The organism is Kineobactrum salinum (assembly GCF_010669285.1).
GTDB lineage: Bacteria > Pseudomonadota > Gammaproteobacteria > Pseudomonadales > Halieaceae > Kineobactrum > Kineobactrum salinum.
Map to the genome: position 1 here is coordinate 521,248 of NZ_CP048711.1, position 18,086 is coordinate 539,333.

The 18,086-nt window shown below is 55.2% G+C and carries 14 protein-coding genes; 4 read left to right on the forward strand and 10 right to left on the reverse strand.

The genetic code is table 11. The features are described from left to right. Positions 1–28 precede the first annotated feature (28 nt). Positions 29–2,161 carry a YgiQ family radical SAM protein gene (locus G3T16_RS02360; RefSeq protein ID WP_163493663.1) on the forward strand — a complete coding sequence of 711 codons (2,133 nt, stop codon included), beginning with the start codon at positions 29–31 and terminating at the stop codon, positions 2,159–2,161. Positions 2,162–2,209: 48 nt separating this feature from the next. Here the strand turns inward: G3T16_RS02360 and G3T16_RS02365 are convergent, their stop codons facing one another. The 8 genes from G3T16_RS02365 to G3T16_RS02390 all read right to left on the reverse strand — a co-directional run bounded on the left by G3T16_RS02365 (position 2,210) and on the right by G3T16_RS02390 (position 13,526). After that, positions 2,210–3,703, reverse strand: a complete 1,494-nt coding sequence (locus tag G3T16_RS02365; protein WP_163493664.1) for a class I SAM-dependent DNA methyltransferase — start codon at positions 3,701–3,703, stop codon at positions 2,210–2,212. Continuing rightward, a complete protein-coding gene (locus G3T16_RS02370) occupies positions 3,700–4,770 on the reverse strand; it encodes a Fic family protein (protein WP_197911855.1) in 1,071 nt (356 codons plus the stop codon). Before G3T16_RS02370 ends, G3T16_RS02365 begins: the two co-directional genes overlap by 4 nt. After that, positions 4,731–5,246, reverse strand: coding sequence for an AlbA family DNA-binding domain-containing protein (locus G3T16_RS20870; protein WP_197911856.1), 516 nt, complete (start codon positions 5,244–5,246; stop codon positions 4,731–4,733). The genes G3T16_RS02370 and G3T16_RS20870 overlap by 40 nt, the downstream gene beginning before the upstream one ends. Next, a complete protein-coding gene (locus G3T16_RS02375) occupies positions 5,246–6,157 on the reverse strand; it encodes a GIY-YIG nuclease family protein (protein ID WP_163493665.1) in 912 nt (303 codons plus the stop codon). The genes G3T16_RS20870 and G3T16_RS02375 overlap by 1 nt, the downstream gene beginning before the upstream one ends. 227 nt (positions 6,158–6,384) lie before the next feature. Next, positions 6,385–9,465, reverse strand: coding sequence for a TrlF family AAA-like ATPase (locus tag G3T16_RS02380; RefSeq protein ID WP_163493666.1), 3,081 nt, complete (start codon positions 9,463–9,465; stop codon positions 6,385–6,387). 1 nt (position 9,466) lies between these two features. Beyond that, the gene (locus G3T16_RS02385) at positions 9,467–10,750 is read right to left on the reverse strand and encodes a restriction endonuclease subunit S (protein ID WP_232059427.1); all 1,284 of its coding nucleotides are present in this window, start codon (positions 10,748–10,750) and stop codon (positions 9,467–9,469) included. Beyond that, entirely contained in the window at positions 10,750–11,103 is a 354-nt protein-coding gene (locus G3T16_RS21545) for a type I restriction-modification enzyme R subunit C-terminal domain-containing protein (protein ID WP_232059428.1), read from the reverse strand. Before G3T16_RS21545 ends, G3T16_RS02385 begins: the two co-directional genes overlap by 1 nt. Further along, positions 11,064–13,526 (reverse strand): type I restriction endonuclease subunit R, encoded by a 2,463-nt coding sequence (locus G3T16_RS02390; RefSeq protein ID WP_232059229.1) that lies wholly within the window; start codon positions 13,524–13,526, stop codon positions 11,064–11,066. The genes G3T16_RS21545 and G3T16_RS02390 overlap by 40 nt, the downstream gene beginning before the upstream one ends. Positions 13,527–13,964: 438 nt before the next feature. Between G3T16_RS02390 and G3T16_RS02395 the strand changes: the two genes are divergently transcribed. From G3T16_RS02395 to G3T16_RS02405, 3 genes are read left to right on the forward strand one after another with little or no spacing between them, the layout of a single operon-like run. Beyond that, positions 13,965–14,294, forward strand: a complete 330-nt coding sequence (locus G3T16_RS02395; protein WP_163493668.1) for a four-helix bundle copper-binding protein — start codon at positions 13,965–13,967, stop codon at positions 14,292–14,294. Beyond that, complete coding sequence (locus G3T16_RS02400; RefSeq protein ID WP_163493669.1) at positions 14,252–15,196, forward strand: transporter substrate-binding domain-containing protein; 945 nt, start codon at positions 14,252–14,254, stop codon at positions 15,194–15,196. The genes G3T16_RS02395 and G3T16_RS02400 overlap by 43 nt, the downstream gene beginning before the upstream one ends. Then, positions 15,193–16,170 (forward strand): cation transporter, encoded by a 978-nt coding sequence (locus tag G3T16_RS02405; protein ID WP_163493670.1) that lies wholly within the window; start codon positions 15,193–15,195, stop codon positions 16,168–16,170. Before G3T16_RS02400 ends, G3T16_RS02405 begins: the two co-directional genes overlap by 4 nt. Positions 16,171–16,257: 87 nt before the next feature. Here the strand turns inward: G3T16_RS02405 and arsB are convergent, their stop codons facing one another. Both arsB and G3T16_RS02415 read right to left on the reverse strand, forming a co-directional pair. Next, positions 16,258–17,373 (reverse strand): ACR3 family arsenite efflux transporter, encoded by a 1,116-nt coding sequence (gene arsB / locus G3T16_RS02410; RefSeq protein WP_163493671.1) that lies wholly within the window; start codon positions 17,371–17,373, stop codon positions 16,258–16,260. Positions 17,374–17,413: 40 nt separating this feature from the next. Next, positions 17,414–18,049, reverse strand: a complete 636-nt coding sequence (locus G3T16_RS02415; RefSeq protein WP_232059230.1) for a Crp/Fnr family transcriptional regulator — start codon at positions 18,047–18,049, stop codon at positions 17,414–17,416. Between the last annotated feature and the right edge of the window lie 37 nt (positions 18,050–18,086).

Here is an 18,086-nt window from a genome sequence, read left to right on the forward strand (position 1 = left end):
CGGTTCATTTGCCGACCCCTGCCCCGCCATGACCACGCCGCTGTTTTCCTATCGCAAATACTGGGCCGAATGCTTCGGTCCGGCGCCCGAGCTGCCCATGTCCCGCGCGGAAATGGACGCCCTGGGCTGGGACAGTTGCGACATCATCATCGTCACCGGTGACGCCTACGTCGACCATCCCAGCTTTGGCATGGCCGTGATCGGCCGCGCGCTGGAGGCCCAGGGCTTCCGCGTCGGCATCATCGCCCAGCCCGACTGGACCAGCGCCGAGCCGTTCATGGTACTGGGCAAGCCCAACCTGTTCTTCGGCGTCGCGGCCGGCAATATGGATTCGATGATCAACCGCTACACCGCGGACCGCAAGCGCCGCAATGACGACGCCTACACCCCCGGCAATGAGGGCGGCAAACGCCCCGATCGGGCCGTGATCGTCTACAGCCAGCGGGTGCGGGAAGCCTACAAGGACGTGCCGCTGATCATCGGCAGCATCGAGGCCAGCCTGCGCCGCATCGCCCACTACGACTACTGGAGCGACAAGGTGCGCCGCTCCATCCTGCTGGATTCCCGCGCCGACCTGCTGCTGTACGGCAACGCCGAGCGCGCCATCGTCGAGATTGCCCACCGGCTGGCGGCTGGCGAGCCGGTCAAGCAGATCCGCGACCTGCGCGGCACCGCCTTCGTTTGCAAGCGGCTGCCGCACGACTACCGGGTGATCGATTCCAGTCAGTTGGACGTGATCGGCCCGGTGGAGGCGCCGGTGAACCCCTATATCGACACCCGCACCGAAAGCTGCGCCAGCACCAGCAGCGAGGAGGCGGTGGCGAGCGAGCCGGAAGTCGCCGTGGTGCAGGTACTGGACCGGCCGCGCGACACCGGCCCGGCAGTGATCCGGCTGCCCGCCTACGAGCAGGTGCGCGAGGACCCGGCGCTGTATGCCCACGCCTCCCGCATCCTGCACAAGGAGACCAACCCCTACAACGCGCGGCCGCTGGTACAGGCCCACGGCGACCGCGAGCTGTGGCTGAACCCGCCGCCGATACCGCTGGAAACCGACGAGCTGGACGACGTGTTCGAGCTGCCCTACACCCGGTTGCCTCACAGCAGCTATGGCGAGGCCCGCATCCCCGCGTATGAAATGATCCGCCATTCCGTCAACATCATGCGAGGCTGTTTCGGCGGCTGCACCTTCTGCTCCATCACCGAGCACGAGGGGCGCATCATCCAGAACCGCTCCGAGGATTCCATCATCCGCGAGGTCGAGCGCATCCGCGACACCTCCACCGGGTTTACCGGGGTGATCTCCGACCTGGGCGGCCCCACCGCCAATATGTGGCGGCTGGCCTGCAAGAGCAAAACCGTAGAGGCCAGCTGCCGCAAGCTCAGCTGCGTATTCCCCGGCATCTGCAAGAACCTGAACACCGACCAGACGCCACTGATCAGCCTGTACCGGCGCGCGCGCGAAGTCGCCGGCGTGAAGAAGGTGCTGATCGCCTCCGGACTGCGCTACGACCTTGCCGTGGAGACCCCGGCCTATGTGGAAGAACTGGTTACCCACCACGTAGGCGGCTACCTGAAGATCGCCCCCGAACACACCGAAGACGGCCCGCTGTCCAAGATGATGAAGCCCGGCATGGGTAGCTACGACCGCTTCAAGGCCATGTTCGAGAAATACTCCCGCGCCGCCGGCAAACAGCAGTACCTGATCCCCTACTTCATCGCCGCACACCCCGGCACCCGCGACGAGGACATGATGAACCTGGCGCTGTGGCTCAAGCGCAACAAGTTCCGCGCCGACCAGGTCCAGACCTTCTACCCCTCTCCGATGGCCACCGCCACCGCGATGTACCACAGCGGCAAGAACCCGCTGAAACGGGTCAGCCGCGACAGCGACACCATGCCCACCGTCAAGGGCCTGTCCCAGCGCCGCCTGCACAAGGCCTTCCTGCGCTACCACGACCCCGACAACTGGCCCGAGCTGCGCAAGGCGCTGAAGAAAATGGGCCGCGCCGACCTGATCGGCAACGGCAAACTGCACCTGGTGCCGCCGCGGCAGCCGGCCAAGCGCCATGAACGGGTACCGGCGGGAACGGGGCATTTTGCGACCCAGCATAATGGCTTGCCGCGGAATCCGTCGCGGGGGAAGCGGCAGACGGGACGGTGAAGGCGCCAGATGAAAGCGCCCAAATGAGCAAGCCGATTTGGGCGGGCGCTAGCCCTTCTGTGCCAAACCGGCCAGAACCTCCCGAAAGCTGTTAAGACCCGCCTCTAGATTCTCGATAATTTCCTCTGCCAGTTCATCCGGCTCGGGCAGGTTATCGAGATCGGTGAGGCTCTTGTCCTTGAGCCAAAACAGATCGAGGCTGGTCTTGTCACGGGCGACCAGTTCTTTGTAGCTGAATTTGCGCCAGCGACCTTCCGGGTTTTTCTCCGGGTGCCAGGTGGCCTTGCGCTTCTGGCGGTTTTCCGGGTTGTAGCAGTCCACAAACTCCGCCAAATCCTCAAAGCGCAACGGCTTTTTCTTGAGGGTGTGATGGACGTTGGTGCGGTAATCGTAATACCAAACCGCTTTTGTCCAGGCCTTGGGGCTGGCCGGCTGGTTATCAAAAAACAGCACATTGGCCTTCACGCCGTGGGCGTAAAAAATCCCGGTAGGTAGGCGCAAAATGGTGTGCAGGTCGGTATTTTCCAACAACTTGCGGCGAATGGTCTCCCCTGCTCCGCCCTCGAATAGCACATTGTCCGGCACAACCACCGCCGCCTTGCCGGTGGTTTTCAGCATCGTGCGAATATGTTGGACGAAATTGAGCTGCTTGTTGGAGGTGGTAGCCCAGAAGTCCTGCCGATTGTAAGTCAGGTCGTCAGTCTCCTGTTCGCCTTCCGCGTTGGTAAAGCTCATGGAGCTCTTCTTGCCAAAAGGCGGGTTGGCCAGTACATAGTCGAAGCTCTGCGGGCTCTGCGCTACCAAGGCATCATTGGGAGACACCAGGCTATCGCCGTCGATTTCACCGATATTGTGCAAGAACATATTCATCAAGCACATGCGCCGGGTATTGGCCACAATCTCATTGCCGTAAAAGGTCTCATGCTTGAGAAATGCCTTCTGCGCCTTGTCGAGCTTGTAATTCTGCGTATCGGTGATGAAATCGTAGGCGGCGAGGAAGAATCCGCCGGTGCCGCAGGCTGGGTCGGCAATGGTCTTCTTCGGCTCCGGGCGCACGCATTCCACCATGGCGCGGATCAGCGCCCGGGGAGTAAAATACTGACCGGCACCGGACTTGGTATCCTCGGCATTCTTCTCCAGCAGGCCCTCATAGATATCACCTTTCACATCCGCACCCATGGTCGCCCACTGGGTGCTGTCCACCATGGCAATCAGCCGGTAGAGCTTGGCCGGGTCCTGTATCTTGTTCTGAGATTTGGTGAAAATTTGGCCCAGCATGCCTTTCTTAGTGCCCAGTGCTCGCAGCAACTCCACATACAGAACTTCCAGCTCAGCCCCTTTTTTGGCTTTCAGGGTTTGCCAGGAATATTTTTTGGGAATACCCACGTTGCGGTTATAGGGCGGTCTGGAATACTCGTCCGCCATTTTCAGGAAAATCAAATAGGTCAATTGCTCAAGGTAGTCACCGTAGCCAACTCCATCGTCACGCAGGGTGGTACAAAAACTCCAGACTTTGGAAATAATGGGTGCTGTCGGACTCATTCGTTCTCACTTGTTTTGTATTGGGCCAGGGTATGCCTGCCTTTTTCGGTTAATCGGTATTTTTGGGTTGGGCTGCGTGGGGAATCGGGCTGGGTCATTTCTACCAAGCCGTTATCCAAAGCAGGCTGTAAATAATTCTGGATTAAAGTTGGCCGATGATTTAACCCAAGCTCTCCCAACAGCGCTCTGGTGCCTAAAGGTCCGGCTTTCAAAGCACCCAGCAAACGGGTTACTTGCTTGCTTACTTGTTCGGCTACTTGTTCGGTTACTTGTTCGGTTACTTGGTCCATTTGCGCGAAACCAGCGTGAACCGGCAGGCGGATCAGGAACCAGGAGCGGCCTTCATCGGTGTCAAATACCGGCGCGGATGAGCCATTGGCTGCCATTACCCTCAGAATTTTGGGAATACCCGTGGAGCGCCCTTCTGTTAAATCCAGCTCTTTGAGAAACTCGCCGATCCGTCGATTGCGGTAGCGACGACTGACCGCTTTACCTGCCTGCAAGTCTTCCAGGCGGATAGAACGGTCAGGGCCGGGAAAACTCAACACCACCAATTCCTCAGCAGTAATCCGAATTTCCACCGGCTCACGAATTTCATAGGAGCGGTGATACACCGCATTCACCACCGCTTCTTCTATGGCTGCCAGTGGGAAGTTCCAGAAGCGCTCGGCCTGCGGCCTGTCCGGGTGTTTAAGCACCGTCTCTTTCAGGTAGTTGCGCGCGATATAATCCACCGCATCCCGTGTGATGCGCCCCAGAGGACCGCGAAATTCCTTTTCTTCAAAGCGATCACCACCCGGCCCTTCGGGAAAATACACCACATCAATCTGAGTGGCCGGGAAAAACTGTGCCGGGTGCTCATTGAAAAACAGCAAGCCGACGTTCTTCGGAAACGGCATTTCCGCAGGACCAGCGACAACATTCATACGACGACCCAGCGGCTCCACATCCAACGAGCCAGCTTCCGCTGCCAGTTCGCTGCCGATTTCCTGCAAAAATTCACGCATCAGGTATGGCGACAAATCGCTCAGGCTGGCCGACTGCCGGTAACGGTCATCAAACGGCACCGTAGCCGCCAAAGATAACAGCTCTCGCTCATCCTCACCCTGGCCCGTACCGTGCTGGTGTGTTTGCGAATATAAAATGCCCAGTCGGATTTCTTAGCGCTCAAACTCACTCGCGCTTTATACGGCCGGGTTTCGCCGCCTGGTACCCACAACACCAGAGTCAGCTTGCCTTGTACTTCATAGGTGGCTGTTAGCGCATGATAAGGCGGCTGAATAGCCGAGTTCCCCAAATTCAGCAAATCTTTCTGAATGTTATCGATCTGCTCCGGCAACAAACCAATGGGCGGCAACGCTGGTTGGCCGTCTTTCTCCTTTAGACCGATCACCACATAACCGCCACCCAGATTATGGAAGTCATTCGCAAAAGCACAGATACTGTGCAGGATGGATTCTGGATTCCAGCCAGACTTGTATTCAATGCGCTCGCTTTCGATTGTACGCTGGTGCAGCAGATCGTGGAGGTTGATGGGAAACATTAACTGTCTCCGCCTATACCATCCTGTGCCAACTTATCAGCCTCCCACTCTTTGTAGGTTTTGCCGTTGGCGAACTTCCATTCGATGGTGCCGTTAGCCGGGCGGCCGTTGACAACGGCGGCTGCGGCGCTGGGGCTTTTGAAGGCGGTGTGCTCAGTGAATAGGCAGAGGCCGTTCTGCTCGGCCAGTACCCCGGTTTTGCGCAGTTCGCTCAACAGGAGCGCGTAGCCGGTCTCTTCTGTACCCTTGCCGCGCCAGGTCAGGCTAGCCTTAGAACCGGTCTGTACCACAAATTCGCCGGCCTCCAGCCTCGCAGTGGCGTGAATGCCGTGTTTCGGGGTGTGCAGTTCAAATATCACCGCGTCCTTGTCGGCCTCTGCTTTGGCAGTGGCAGCCTGCCCGCTTTGGGGCCGGGTGTGAGGCAAGAAGCTGTTGATACGCAAAGCGGGCAGCACCATCAAGATGTAGTCCAGAATATTGGCGCGGGCGGCTTCGCTCAGCGACGGGTGTGGCGGTGTATTGCCATTTTCCAGAGCCACCTTGCCAATGCGGCGAGCCTCTTCCACCAGCCGCGACTCCAGGTATTTGACGTGGGCCTTGTTGAGGTTGTTACCTGCGGTGGTAATCAGAATTGCTGTAGTCCACCAGTCTTTGGCGGTGTCGTGGCTCTTGATGCGGGCATTGATTTCCTCGCCCTCGCCGATGTAAGCCAGGAAGCCAGTGTCATCCTCGCCCAACAGCAGATATACGCCGGTATAGCCCGCCTCTGTGCGCTTGAGAGCAGTGCTCAGTTGCGTGTGCGGCGTCATCAGTACATGGCCGGTCCAGTTGAATACCTCAGCGGTGAGCATGCCCTCAGGTTTACCGTCGATGAAGAACAGTTCTAGGGATTGGCCTTTTTTGAGCATCATGCAACCAAAATCCTAAATGACTTTTTGAAGCTTAAGTAAGGACAATCTCTCATACCGTTCTTAGTTCTTGAACCTCTATTAATTCAAACGCAGCAACCTACACCACAAGTGATTTGGGCTGGCGCCCGGGCAGTGTTAAAGCCTCAGTGAGCGTCATTGAGGCTTTTCGCCATCTTTGGCGGGGAAGTTTTCCCCGCCACCTCCACACTATCCGTACTCCATAGTTATCATAGGCGATATTTCTGCTGTCTATTTTTGAATGCTGGCGCGGTTCCCTCAAGAATTTCAACGACCCTGGCGTTGATTCGAGGGTTCTCTATCGCACCAGATTCGTACTGAAATTTCTTATGCATTTTGTCACAAGATGCGTAAATAATCTGTTCTGCGTCACAGACAACTGCCAGATTCGGGTTATGGGTGACCATGATGACTTGTCGTCTCGCCTTTGCTTTTTTAAGACATTTAACCAGAATCCTGAAGATTGTTTGGTTATCAAGGTTCTCTTCTGGCTGATCAATGATGATCGGGATATCATCTTTATCAACCAAAAGATAAAATACCAGCAAAAGCAGACCTCGCTCTCCGGGCGAAAGAAGCCCAATATCTTGCCCATCGTAAGTCAATGAATATTTTGGAGAAAGGTATTCAAAGCCGTAAATATAATCCAAAACGTCTTGGGAACTTGCACCCTTACGAAGCTGATCTTCAAATCGCGTGAAACGATTATCTTGATCATCTCTCCGATCGAAGTGGAGCATGTCATCAATCATTTCCGCAAAAGCCACGGCGTCGTCAGTAGAGGAAAAATCGACTCCCTTAACAATCTCCCTCACTAGCTTGTAACTTTCCTCAACTCCAGAAAATGAACCGCGCACCTGACGATTAAGCCAACCAAGGAATTGGTCTTGAAAACCCGCCTGCTCAATCTGAACATGAAAATGGAGGGGGAGACTCATGCCTTGCTGCTCTTCCGATGCAACGAAAGCCTGTACAGGCTCATATAGCCACTGGTATTCATTTACCATTGTTTGGATATGACCATGAATCTCCCCGGACAAGCCTCGTCGCTTTACCCTAAGCTCATCTAGCAAAGCGGGAATTTCTGCCAAAGATTCAATTTGCTTTTCAAGCCAAATAATACTTCCCGGCCTATCTAGCGTGCCAATGATTTCAGATTTCATTGATTCCCATTGTGACAATGCTTCTCTGTATAAAACAAACTGACGCTGTCTCTCCCCAAGCTGACTTTTCGCTTCAGAAATGGCCTCACCCAATTTCTCGCGTCGATCGCTGAGACTACCTAGCTCTCTGCTTTCTAGCAGACCATCAATACGGTCGATATCTTCTTGCAATGCCATCGCGACCAATTCAAGTGGCTGAATATCCAACCTCAGCTCAACTAATGCTTGAACTGGAATACCTACCTCCAACTCAGAAAGTTGAAGCTTCAAGTCATCAAGAAACACATCATACTGCTTTTTGTAATTTTCCAGAGACTGGCTTATCCTTTTGACTAGCGCCTTCTTCTTTGTTGTAGTTAGTTTTTGCTCTTGATAAACGGCTTTTTCGTGGTCCACTGACATCAGATCTTGCTCAAGCTTCTCGATCTCCTGCGCCGCAGACCTGTTAGCCGCCAGCGCCTCGTCCGATTCATTTGGATCTTCAACCACTTGAGGCGGACTTTGCTCCAAGGAACTTAATTCATCACGCTTCGTTGTTAGCTGCGCCTCCAAACCAGCCTTGAATTCCGGCGACCCTCTTTTCTCTGCCTCTAAGACTTCACTATTGATCTCACTGATTACCTCGCGAAGATGACGTCTCGCCTCGTTAATTTCAACTACTTTAAATTGGAGCAATTCGTCCATTGACGACTTTCCGAGCTTGTCCGCTTCAGGCACGTGCGAATAGATAATTTTTCTGAGCTCCGCGTCAAATGTAGCTGATCCGCCATCACCTAGCTGGTTACACAAGTCCTCAAGATAACTTTGCGGGAGATACTTGACGCGCTCTACGCTGCTAGGATCCGGATCTGTGTCGAGTCTCTGAAACGTTTCCTTGCCGTCCAACCAAGTCAGAGAGCCCATAAAATGTTGGGAAAATTTACTTTTTTTATTTCGAAATCGGGAATCATTAAGAAATGAAAAACCCTTATGATGTTTGGTATTGCCTGCAAGCGCAATAATGTCAGAAAGTGCACTTTTCCCACTTCCCTTATTTCCAATTATTGCGACCAAATCCGAATTGAGAGGAATATTTGAATCAAACCACTGCTCAGCGAGAGAGGAGTCATTCAACTTTTCAATTCTTACAGAACCAATAAACTTGGTCTTGTTTCGCTGAACTATTTTTCGCTTTGGAGGATCACCCCCTATAAAGACACGATCATCATACTCGTGTATTGCCTGTATCAAACCCTTAAAGGTCGAATCAGCCTTGATCCAAGTAAAGCAATTTCCCACTCGATCCTTGTCAGTCGAACTACTCAGCCAATGAGCATCAGAACAGTCGAATAGTTTGGCATTGACCTGAGACTCTTGTAACTTTCTACGAGCTTTCAGGTAGGCTTCTGGCGATTCGGCTGCAGTGAAAACCAAATCGGCTTCGTTAATAAGGGTTTTTTTCTCTGCAATAGTATGGTCGTCCCACTTGAGATTTTCCCATTCAGTTTTTCCTACTGCGACCAAGAACTTTCCTGCTAAACTATGGTTCTGCAATGCTTTCTTGACGCCATCCAAGCTGACATTGAGATTATTGAATCCCTCAATAACTGCCGGACCATACTGATGTCGTATATTTTCTGAAACCGACTGAATTATTGCCTCACCAAGCGCTTCAAGGCTCTCTCGACAAATTATCGAATTCCACTTACCCTCACCTGACGCCCCTGGTACAAGGTTATAATTTGGACTTATCGCAGACAGGAATTGCTGCCTGATAAAGTCAGGGTCTACTTGATCAAATATCACATGCAGGTTAACTCGACTCCAACTGGATTCACGATGCTTTCCTCTGCCGCCCTGGATTACGCCACCAAATTTATCTACGCGAAGCTCAATAACTGGCAGCAGTAAGTCAATATTTGCTAGGCGCCCATTTATTTTTTCCCGCAATACTCGCGCGTAGCCATCGACAAATAGATAGTCATTGATTCCCAGAACTTTGAATTCTTTTGGCAAGGACTCGAGATCCGTTAAGAATGCTGCCCACGCTGCTTCCTTTTCCCCTGGATAATTGTGAACCATGGATTCAGGTGTATGAACATGTAAATCCCACCTCTTCCATGTCGACCCATCGGTATTCATAATCATTTTACCTCCTCAGTACGGGGCAAGCAGTGTGGGCAGATCCGTCACTAGGGTTTTGCGGGGCAAGGTGGCCGGAGAAAGCTCTTTTCAGGATGGATTGACGAAGGGCTTCAGATTTGGCCAAGTTATTTTCAATTTCGTTTTCAACCCTAGTAATATATTCAAGTTTTTCTCGTATAGATTCAACCAGCAAGCGCTGCTGGTCAGGACTACCGGCTATCGGAACAACAATAGTTTTTACTTTTCCATGATTTAAGCTAATTCCACTATCGGAAATACCAGATTTTCTTTTGTCCAGCTCTGCCACCACTGACGGAGAATTAAGCACTAACTCCAAATATTCGGGACGGACGATCTCTTCGTTGCATCGGAAGCGATACACCGTATCGCATAGCATTGATCTTTCACGGGTTTCTCTCACGAGGCAAACCACACCGGTTCTATTTCTCGGCCCTTTCCGGGTCATCAGAAAGTCGCCCACATTAATCTCAATATCTGGACGTGGCTCGAATTGCTCTGGCAGTGGCTTGCATTCTTCCGACATATACTTCATTGGTTGCAAGGCAGTTGTCTTAATTATCGCCCACTCGCCCTCATTTGGTGTCCTGTTTAGCTCGCACTTTGGACTCCAGCCCTGTGAGATTTTTCCTATAAGATCCGATAGAGCGACTTGTTTTGCATCCCATGATTTGAATTTATTGAAAGCACTGTCAAGGACGGCCTGGCGGTAAACCTTGAGTTGTTCACGGGCGGTTTTTAGGGATTCGATGCCTTTGTCAAGTTCGGAAAATAGTGTTTCGATTTTGGCGACAATGCGATTTTGCTCTTCGAGAGGTGGCAACGCCACCGGAATTTCCTTAACATCATTTATTCGTATCCCGAGCACAGTTGTACCACTGGAGCGCTTTATAAACTCTCGCTCATTTGCCAGAAACATATAGTAAGCCCAAGCCAAATCCACGCACTCCTTCGGCTTTGCAATCTTGCAGTCTTGATTGACAGCCACGGGAATTTTTACTATTGCAGCCTTACCTGGCTCAATGCGCGTCAAGAGCACTAAATCTCCTGGCTTTGCGAGATTTGCAGCACTTTCTTTCAACCCTTTTTCAGTAATCCGGTCGATTGTGCTATTCAGATATTGATTCTTTATATCTTTCACCGATGCCCAAGGAATATCTCCGCTCCAGTAAGCCGGATTCTTTTTGTCGGGTGTACCACCGCCTTTAAAATCGAACAGATCACCAAGTCGTTGTATAGACCAGCCGGAAGGCAACGTTCCATTCTCCATCACGCCACCAATTCCCGATTCAACTCCTCAATCACCTCATCCATCCGATCACCAAACAATTGATACATTTTCCCCATACCACCCTTTGCATCAAAAGGTGCCATTTCCAGATCGTCTCCCTCCATATGGAAGGAGCTGATAACGTGATCGCGAATCATCTGTAGCCAAGCCATTTGTGCCTCATTGAATTTCTCGCCAGCGCCACTGTGATGTTGCAAAATCCAGCGTTGGAAATTGCGGCGCACAGTGTTGTTGTAGGTTGACAGGGTGCTGTCCAGCCCGACTACGCGGCGGATTAGTGCCACCAGTGCGGTCAGGTCGCTGATGGGGTTTTCGCCCTGATAGTCTTCCAGGTGAGCGTAGGCTTGCCATACGCGCTGGGGGCCAGCTTGGGGCGGTCTCGTCGCAGTTGGTCGAGCAGGGTTTTGATCATGTTGTAACTAACCTCGGCGCGACGGGCCGGGGTTTGGAAGTAGATGGTGAGCGCATCTATGTCGTTTTGGTGTTCGCGCAGGTATTCGGCAAACTCCTGGGTCAGCACCTTGGCGTTTTCGGTGGTGTCGCCGTCCCACTCGGCGCGAGTGACGCTGTCCAGGTCATCGTGGACGATGGTTTGCTCCTTGTCGCGGCGGATGTTGTCGATCAGCTCCACCAGTTCGCCGGTGAACACGCTGGCGGCCTGACCTACCAATTGGTCGCGGGCCTGATCGCGGGCGCTGTCGCCGGGGTCGGTGCCTTCCGGTTGCTGGGCGATTTGCAGGGCTCTTTGTTCGACGGTATCCGGGTTTATGGCGTTGAGCAATTCACCCACAATCAGCAATAGCGGTTTACCACCGGCCTTTTCGCTGATGCGGGCGCGGTCTTTGTCATCTAGCTGTCTATCCAGCCGGGCCAGGCGGCCCGCCAGTGAGCTTACGCTGTCTTCATCCCGGGCGGCGCCCATCATAACGCCCATGGCCAGCTCCTTAAGGGAGACGCCAGGTCTGGTAATCAGCGGCTGGCTGGCAGTTTTCAGGGATCTCGTCACCCCTATCGCATCCACAATCACGTAGTGGGTTTTAGCGCTGGTGGCAGAGGGGGTGACCTTTTTCAGGCTGTCTTCATCCAGGGTGCGGGTACCCCTGCCCTTCATCTGCTCGAAGTAGTTGCGGCTTTTTACATCGCGCATAAACAACAGGCATTCCAGCGGTTTAACATCGGTGCCGGTGGCAATCATATCCACGGTGACGGCTATGCGCGGATAGTAGTCGTTGCGGAACTGGGCGAGGACGGATTTCGGGTCTTCGTCAATTTTGTAGGTGATCTTCTTGCAGAACTGGTTGCCTTCGCCAAATTCCTCGCGCACGGTGTTGATGATGTCGTCGGCGTGGCTGTCGGTCTTGGCAAAGATCAGGGTTTTGGGTACCTCTTTCCGGCCGGGGAATATGTGCGGCAGCTTTTCCTTGAAGGTACGGATCACAGTGCGTATCTGGTCCGGATTGACGATATCCCGGTCGAGCTGCTTGGCGGTGTAGGTTTCGTCTTCGTCCTGAATTTCCCAGCGTTTTCTGCGGGTGAGGCGTTCGCGCTTTTCGATTTGCTGCTTGGCCGTCAGGGTGCCGCCCTGTCGGGTTCTTTCGGTTTCGATGACGTAGATTTCGTTGCCTACGTTAACGCCATCGGCTACGGCTTTTTCGTGGTCGTATTCGCTGACCACGTTCGTTTTGAAAAAGCCGTAAGTGCGATTATCCGGGGTGGCGGTCAACCCGATCAGGTAGGCATCGAAGTATTCGATCACCTGCCGCCAAAGATTGTAGATGGAGCGGTGGCATTCGTCGATGACGATAAAATCGAAAAACTCCGGTGGAATCTTGCTGTTGTACACCACCGGTAGCAGCTCTCTTCGCAGCGGGACATGTTCGGCGGGGTTATCTTCTTCGGTGGCCTCGTCCAGCTCTTCGCCCTTGAGCAGGGAGTACATGCGCTGAATGGTGCTGATGCAGACCTGAGTGTCGGTGGCCACAAAGGAGGATTTGAGCCGCTGGGCGGTATATAGCTCGGTGAACTTGCGGTTGTCGTCATTGGGCAGGAAGGCCATGAATTCCTGCTCCGCCTGTTCGCCGAGGTTTTTGGTGTCCACCAGGAACAGAATGCGCTTGGCGCCTGCGTGTTTCAGCAGCCGGTAAGTGGCGGTGATGGCGGTAAAGGTTTTGCCGGAACCGGTGGCCATTTGCACCAGGGCGCGGGGTTTGTCCTGCTTGAAGGAATCTTCCAGGTTGGTGATGGCAGTTATCTGGCAATCCCGCAGGCCATCAGTAATCAGCGGCGGCATCTGTTGCAGGCGGGCGCGCAGGGTAGTTGAGTTGTCCAGCCATTCCTCTCCCCATTTGGCGAGGGCTTCCGGCCGGTGGAAGTTGAAAATTTCGCGGGAGCGGGGCGCAGGGTCGCGACCATCGGTAAAGCGGGTGATGACGCCGGTACTTTCATAGACAAAACGCAGGGGCGCTTTGTTGTTGACCCATTTCAGGGAGGCCCTGGCGTAGCCCTGTGACTGCTCCTCCGCAGTAGTGATCCTGTGGCCCCAGTCGTCGGGCTTGGCCTCGATCACCCCGACAGCCCGCTGGTCGACAAACAGTACATAGTCGGCAGGGCCGACATCGGTTTGGTACTCGCGCACCGCGATACCGCGCCCGGCGTTGAAATCGATGCCCGTGGTGCCCTGTACGGCCCAGCCGGCTGCAGTCAACTGGCGGTCGATATGGTCGCGGGCTCGCTGCTCCGGATTTTGATTGACCATGTAGTTATCTACCCATTCCCTAGGTGGCCCTGGCTAGCGGACTCGGACTACCAATCCAAACAGACTGATGGCGACAAACTGTGGAAGGGCTATAGTCGCACGGTCTGCCCTACCCTCCAAGCCGCAGCAGGCTTTTCTATCGCGTTTGACGGTGGGCAAGGCCGGCCGGTCCTGCTCCGAGCATTTTCTACCTCAGTAAAATCTACAGAATCACCGGTAAATTTGGCCGGTCGCAACGGACGCGTGCTATTGACCTGAAGCCAGCAGTGCCCAGTTCCGCCCTGGGTATTGTCTCCCAATTGTTTGATTTTTCTGCAGTCTTCCCATTGCCACAGCCTGCCAGCCCCTCTTCCGGCCCTATTGACTGGCGTGATCTTTGCTGCAACACAGAGACGATGCCTGCGAATGCCCTGCAGGCAGCATGTGAAGGAGACGACCATGACTAGTGAAAAGTACAGCACCTGCATCGACGCCTGCAACGCTTGCGCGGACGCCTGTGACCACTGTTCGGTGGCATGCCTGGGGGAACCCGGTGTGGCCAACCTGGGCCGGTGCATTCGCCTGGATATGGATTGCGCGGCCCTGTGCCGGCTGGCGGCCGGGTTCATGTCCAGGGACAGCGAACACGCAAGCTCGATTTGTCGAGCCTGCGCCGAACTGTGTGACGCTTGTGCGCAAGAGTGCGAAAAACACGATCACGATCATTGCAGGCAATGCGCCCAGGCATGTCGCGACTGCGCCGCAGCCTGCCGCGATATGGCGGCCTGACCCCGTCTCGGCCGTTAGCCGATGTCTTGCAAAAACCTGGCGCCAACGCCGCCGCGATGATGCCCTGTCCGCAGACTGATATAGCGGCATTGGGCGGAGCGCCCGGCAATGCCGCCGAACCCCAGAACACCGTTCCACAGTGTGGGAACGTCCCGCACATTGCAGCGGTTGCTGGAGGATACAATTCGGCGCGTGGCAGGGACCAGTTCCTCCTGATCTTCACCCTATTCGTTGCTGTCCTGTTGGCGGGCTGTAGCGACTACCCCAGAGACGTTCAGCAGACACTCGACAGCATCGGCCAGGAGGAATTACTGCAGGTCGGCGTGATCGAGAACCCGCCGTGGGTCATTCGCGGGGAATCCGGCCCCGAAGGCCTGGAGCCGGAAATCGTGCGCAAGCTGGCCCACGCACTCAATGCCGAGGTGCGCTGGCACTGGGGCGCTACCGCGGAAGTGATGCAGGCACTTGAACAGTATCAGGTTGCGCTGGTAATCGGGGGCCTGACTACTGGCCCGCACCTGCCGAAGACCGTCGCGGCCACCAAACCCTATTTCACTACACGCTATACCGTGGGCTTCCCGGCGTCCCGGGAACCGCCGGCGAGCCTGGAGGGAGAGGAGGTCGCGGTTCGCACTCTCAGCCCCGCCCACAAGCCTCTGCAAGATCAGAATGCAGTACCCCTGTCGATGGAGCACCCGGAAAGATCCGGGCTGCCACTGGCGGGCCCCGACTTCAAACTGCTGGCCCTGGGGTACAGACCGGGGGACTGGCAATTGCTGACGCAAAAACAGGTTATGGCCGTCGCCAAGGGTGAAAATGCCTGGATGGGCACACTACAACGCCACCTGAATGGGCTCACGGGACTGGATCAGCGACTGCGTCAACTTGAGGATGCACCATGATCACCAGGGCACCTCACAGTCTGCCTCCCGGCAAGGAGGCCGACCTGCACAAACTGGTGCAACTCACCTGGATCAACCTCGCATTCCGGGTATCGATAGTGATAGTCCTGTTCCTGGTGATGGGCAGCAGCCAGGCCATGCGCGCGGCCTGGCTGGAGGATATTCTTACGCTGCTGCCCCCTGTCGCCTTCCTGGTATCGATGCACTACCGGGATCGTGGGCCAGGCGCGGATTACCCCTACGGACACCAGCGGGTGACAATCGTCGCCTTTCTTTGTTCGTCGGTGGTATTGACCCTGCTCGGCGTATTCCTGATCATCGATTCTTCCATTCATCTGCTCAAGGCAGAACACACGACCATCGGTGCGATCGAACTGTTTGGCCATACTGTCTGGATGGGCTGGCTGATGGTAGCAGGCCTGATGTACAGCGTAATTCCGCCGCTGATCATTGGCCGCATACAGGAAAAATGGGCAGAGAGGGTCCACGAGAAAACCGTCCACGTGGATGCCAAGGTGAGCAAGGCGGATTGGATGACAGGCCTCGCGGGCGTGGTTGGCGTGCTGGGCGTGGGTATGGGGCTGTGGTGGATGGATGCCGCCGCCGCTCTGGTGATCGGCCTCGATGTGGCACGGGACGGCTTCAAAAACCTGGCAGAAGCGACCGGCGACGTGCTGGACCGCCGCCCCAAATCGATGGTGACCGGCAAGGCTTCAGGAATGGAGGAAAAACTTGAAGCCGAGCTGGCAAAGCTCCCCTGGGTAAAGCGCGCTGGCGTGCGCCTGCGTGAGGAAGGGCACGTGCTGTGTGGTGAAGCTTTTGTAGTGCCTCATTCCGAGGCCAACCTTACCCGGCACTTGTGGGAAGCCGGCCAGCTTCTGCAGGAAAAGGATTGGCGAGTACTGGAAGTAGTAGTCACCAGTGTCGATTCGCTTGAGGAAGGTGGGCGTAAATACTATGGGCATAGTCCGTAGAAGCCTTTCCGCACCCTGAGCAAAGTCGGGGAAAACCGGCGTGAGCCGCGGAACAACAAGGGGGACGGACGTCAACCGCGCTTCCGATCAACTGTGCTTCTGATCAACACCCGGTTTGGAAGCTGTTTCAGCAACGGGAAACCAGTGACTGGTCCTGTTGGCAACGGCTACCAGGGACAGCATCACCGGCACTTCAACCAGCACGCCGACCACGGTAACCAGCGCCGCGCCGGAATTGAGCCCGAACAGGCCGATGGCCACGGCTACCGCCAGTTCGAAGAAGTTGGAGGTGCCGATCAGCGCGCAGGGAGCGGCTATATTGAATGGGACACGCCACAGACAGGCGGCAGCATAGGCGATGGCGAAGATGCCGTAGGACTGAATCAACAGCGGTATGGCAATCAGCGCGATCAGTAGCGGCTGATCCAGAATGATCTGCCCCTGAAACCCGAACAACAACACCACCGTGGCCAGCAGGCCGAGCACTGAGAGCGGTTTTATTCGCGAGACAAAACGCGACACTTCAGCTTCCCCCTGCAGGCCGGGGCCGGCCTTGCGGGTCAACCGCATTCGCGTCAGGACGCCTGCCGCCAACGGCACAACCACATAGAGCACAACCGACAGCAGCAGGGTTTCCCACGGTACGCTGATGTCGGTCACACCCAATAGCAGCGCTACGATGGGGGCGAACGCAAAGATCATGATGACATCGTTGAGGGAGACCTGAACCAGGGTGTAGGTAGCGTCTCCCCGAACCAGCTGCGACCAGACAAAGACCATTGCGGTACAGGGAGCGGCGCCCAACAGGATCATGCCGGCGATGTACTGACCGGCATTGGCTGGATCGATCAGACCGGCGAACACAAACTCAAAGAACAACACCCCCAGTGCCGCCATGGTAAATGGCTTGATCAGCCAATTGACCACGAGGGTGATCACAAGGCCCTTGGGGCGTTCGTGAATATGCTTGAGGCTGGTGAAATCCACCGACACCATCATCGGATACACCATGAACCAGATCAGTACCGCCACGACAAAATTGACCGAGCCGTACTCGAACCCGGCCAAGAGCTGGAACACACCCGGGAACAGATTGGCCAGGGCAAGGCCGGCGACAATACACAGGAATACCCACAGCGACAGGTAGCGCTCAAAGCGGCTGAGCGGGGACGCTGCGATTTGTGCTGTTGGGGTATCAGCCATATCCACCTGCTTCCATTTTGATAGGGGAAAATTCAGCCCGCTATAGCGAGTTGGCCGTTCGCCCAAGGGGGCTCAGCAAGCGATCCGTCTCCCGCTTTACCACCGCATAACATTCGCAGCTCAGCCGTTCGAGCTGGGGACGGTCCAGCACGATGATATGGCCGCGGCGGTATTCGATAACACCGAGTTTCTGCAGCTTCCCCGCCGCATCCGTCACCCCTTCGCGGCGCACGCCGAGCATATTGGCGATGAGCTCCTGCGTCATGATCAGATGATTCGAGGGCAAGCGATCCAGGGATAGCAACAACCAACGGCACAACTGCTGATCAATGCTGTGGTGACGATTGCACACCGCAGTCTGCGCCATCTGGGTAATCAGCGCCTGGGTGTAACGCAGTACCAATGCCATCAGCTCGCCATGGCGATTAAACTCATCGACAAGGCGTTGCCCCAGCAGCCGATAACCAGTACCGCCGCTCTGGACAAGCGCACGACTGGAGGTACTTTCGCCGCCCATGAACAGCGAGACACCCACCAGACCCTCGTTGCCCACCACGGAGATTTCCGCCGATGCGCCACTTTCCATCACGTAGAGCAGTGACACGATACTGTCAATGGGAAAATACACATGACGCATCTTATCGCCGGATTCGTAGAGCACCTTGCCCAGGGGCATCGGTGTTTCCTCAAGACAGGGAAAGAGCCGTTGCTGG

Excerpts from the sequence above, each read along its gene's own strand:
- G3T16_RS02380 (WP_163493666.1), bottom strand. The coding sequence starts at position 9,465 with ATGATTATGAATACCGATGGGTCGACATGGAAGAGGTGGGATTTACAT.
- G3T16_RS02365 (WP_163493664.1), bottom strand. The coding sequence starts at position 3,703 with ATGAGTCCGACAGCACCCATTATTTCCAAAGTCTGGAGTTTTTGTACC.
- G3T16_RS02360 (WP_163493663.1), top strand. The coding sequence starts at position 29 with ATGACCACGCCGCTGTTTTCCTATCGCAAATACTGGGCCGAATGCTTC.
- G3T16_RS20870 (WP_197911856.1), bottom strand. The coding sequence starts at position 5,246 with ATGTTTCCCATCAACCTCCACGATCTGCTGCACCAGCGTACAATCGAA.
- G3T16_RS02395 (WP_163493668.1), top strand. The coding sequence starts at position 13,965 with ATGACTAGTGAAAAGTACAGCACCTGCATCGACGCCTGCAACGCTTGC.
- G3T16_RS02390 (WP_232059229.1), bottom strand. The coding sequence starts at position 13,526 with ATGGTCAATCAAAATCCGGAGCAGCGAGCCCGCGACCATATCGACCGC.
- G3T16_RS02375 (WP_163493665.1), bottom strand. The coding sequence starts at position 6,157 with ATGATGCTCAAAAAAGGCCAATCCCTAGAACTGTTCTTCATCGACGGT.
- G3T16_RS02415 (WP_232059230.1), bottom strand. The coding sequence starts at position 18,049 with ATGCCCCTGGGCAAGGTGCTCTACGAATCCGGCGATAAGATGCGTCAT.
- arsB (WP_163493671.1), bottom strand. The coding sequence starts at position 17,373 with ATGGCTGATACCCCAACAGCACAAATCGCAGCGTCCCCGCTCAGCCGC.
- G3T16_RS02385 (WP_232059427.1), bottom strand. The coding sequence starts at position 10,750 with ATGGAGAATGGAACGTTGCCTTCCGGCTGGTCTATACAACGACTTGGT.
- G3T16_RS02400 (WP_163493669.1), top strand. The coding sequence starts at position 14,252 with ATGTCGCGACTGCGCCGCAGCCTGCCGCGATATGGCGGCCTGACCCCG.
- G3T16_RS02405 (WP_163493670.1), top strand. The coding sequence starts at position 15,193 with ATGATCACCAGGGCACCTCACAGTCTGCCTCCCGGCAAGGAGGCCGAC.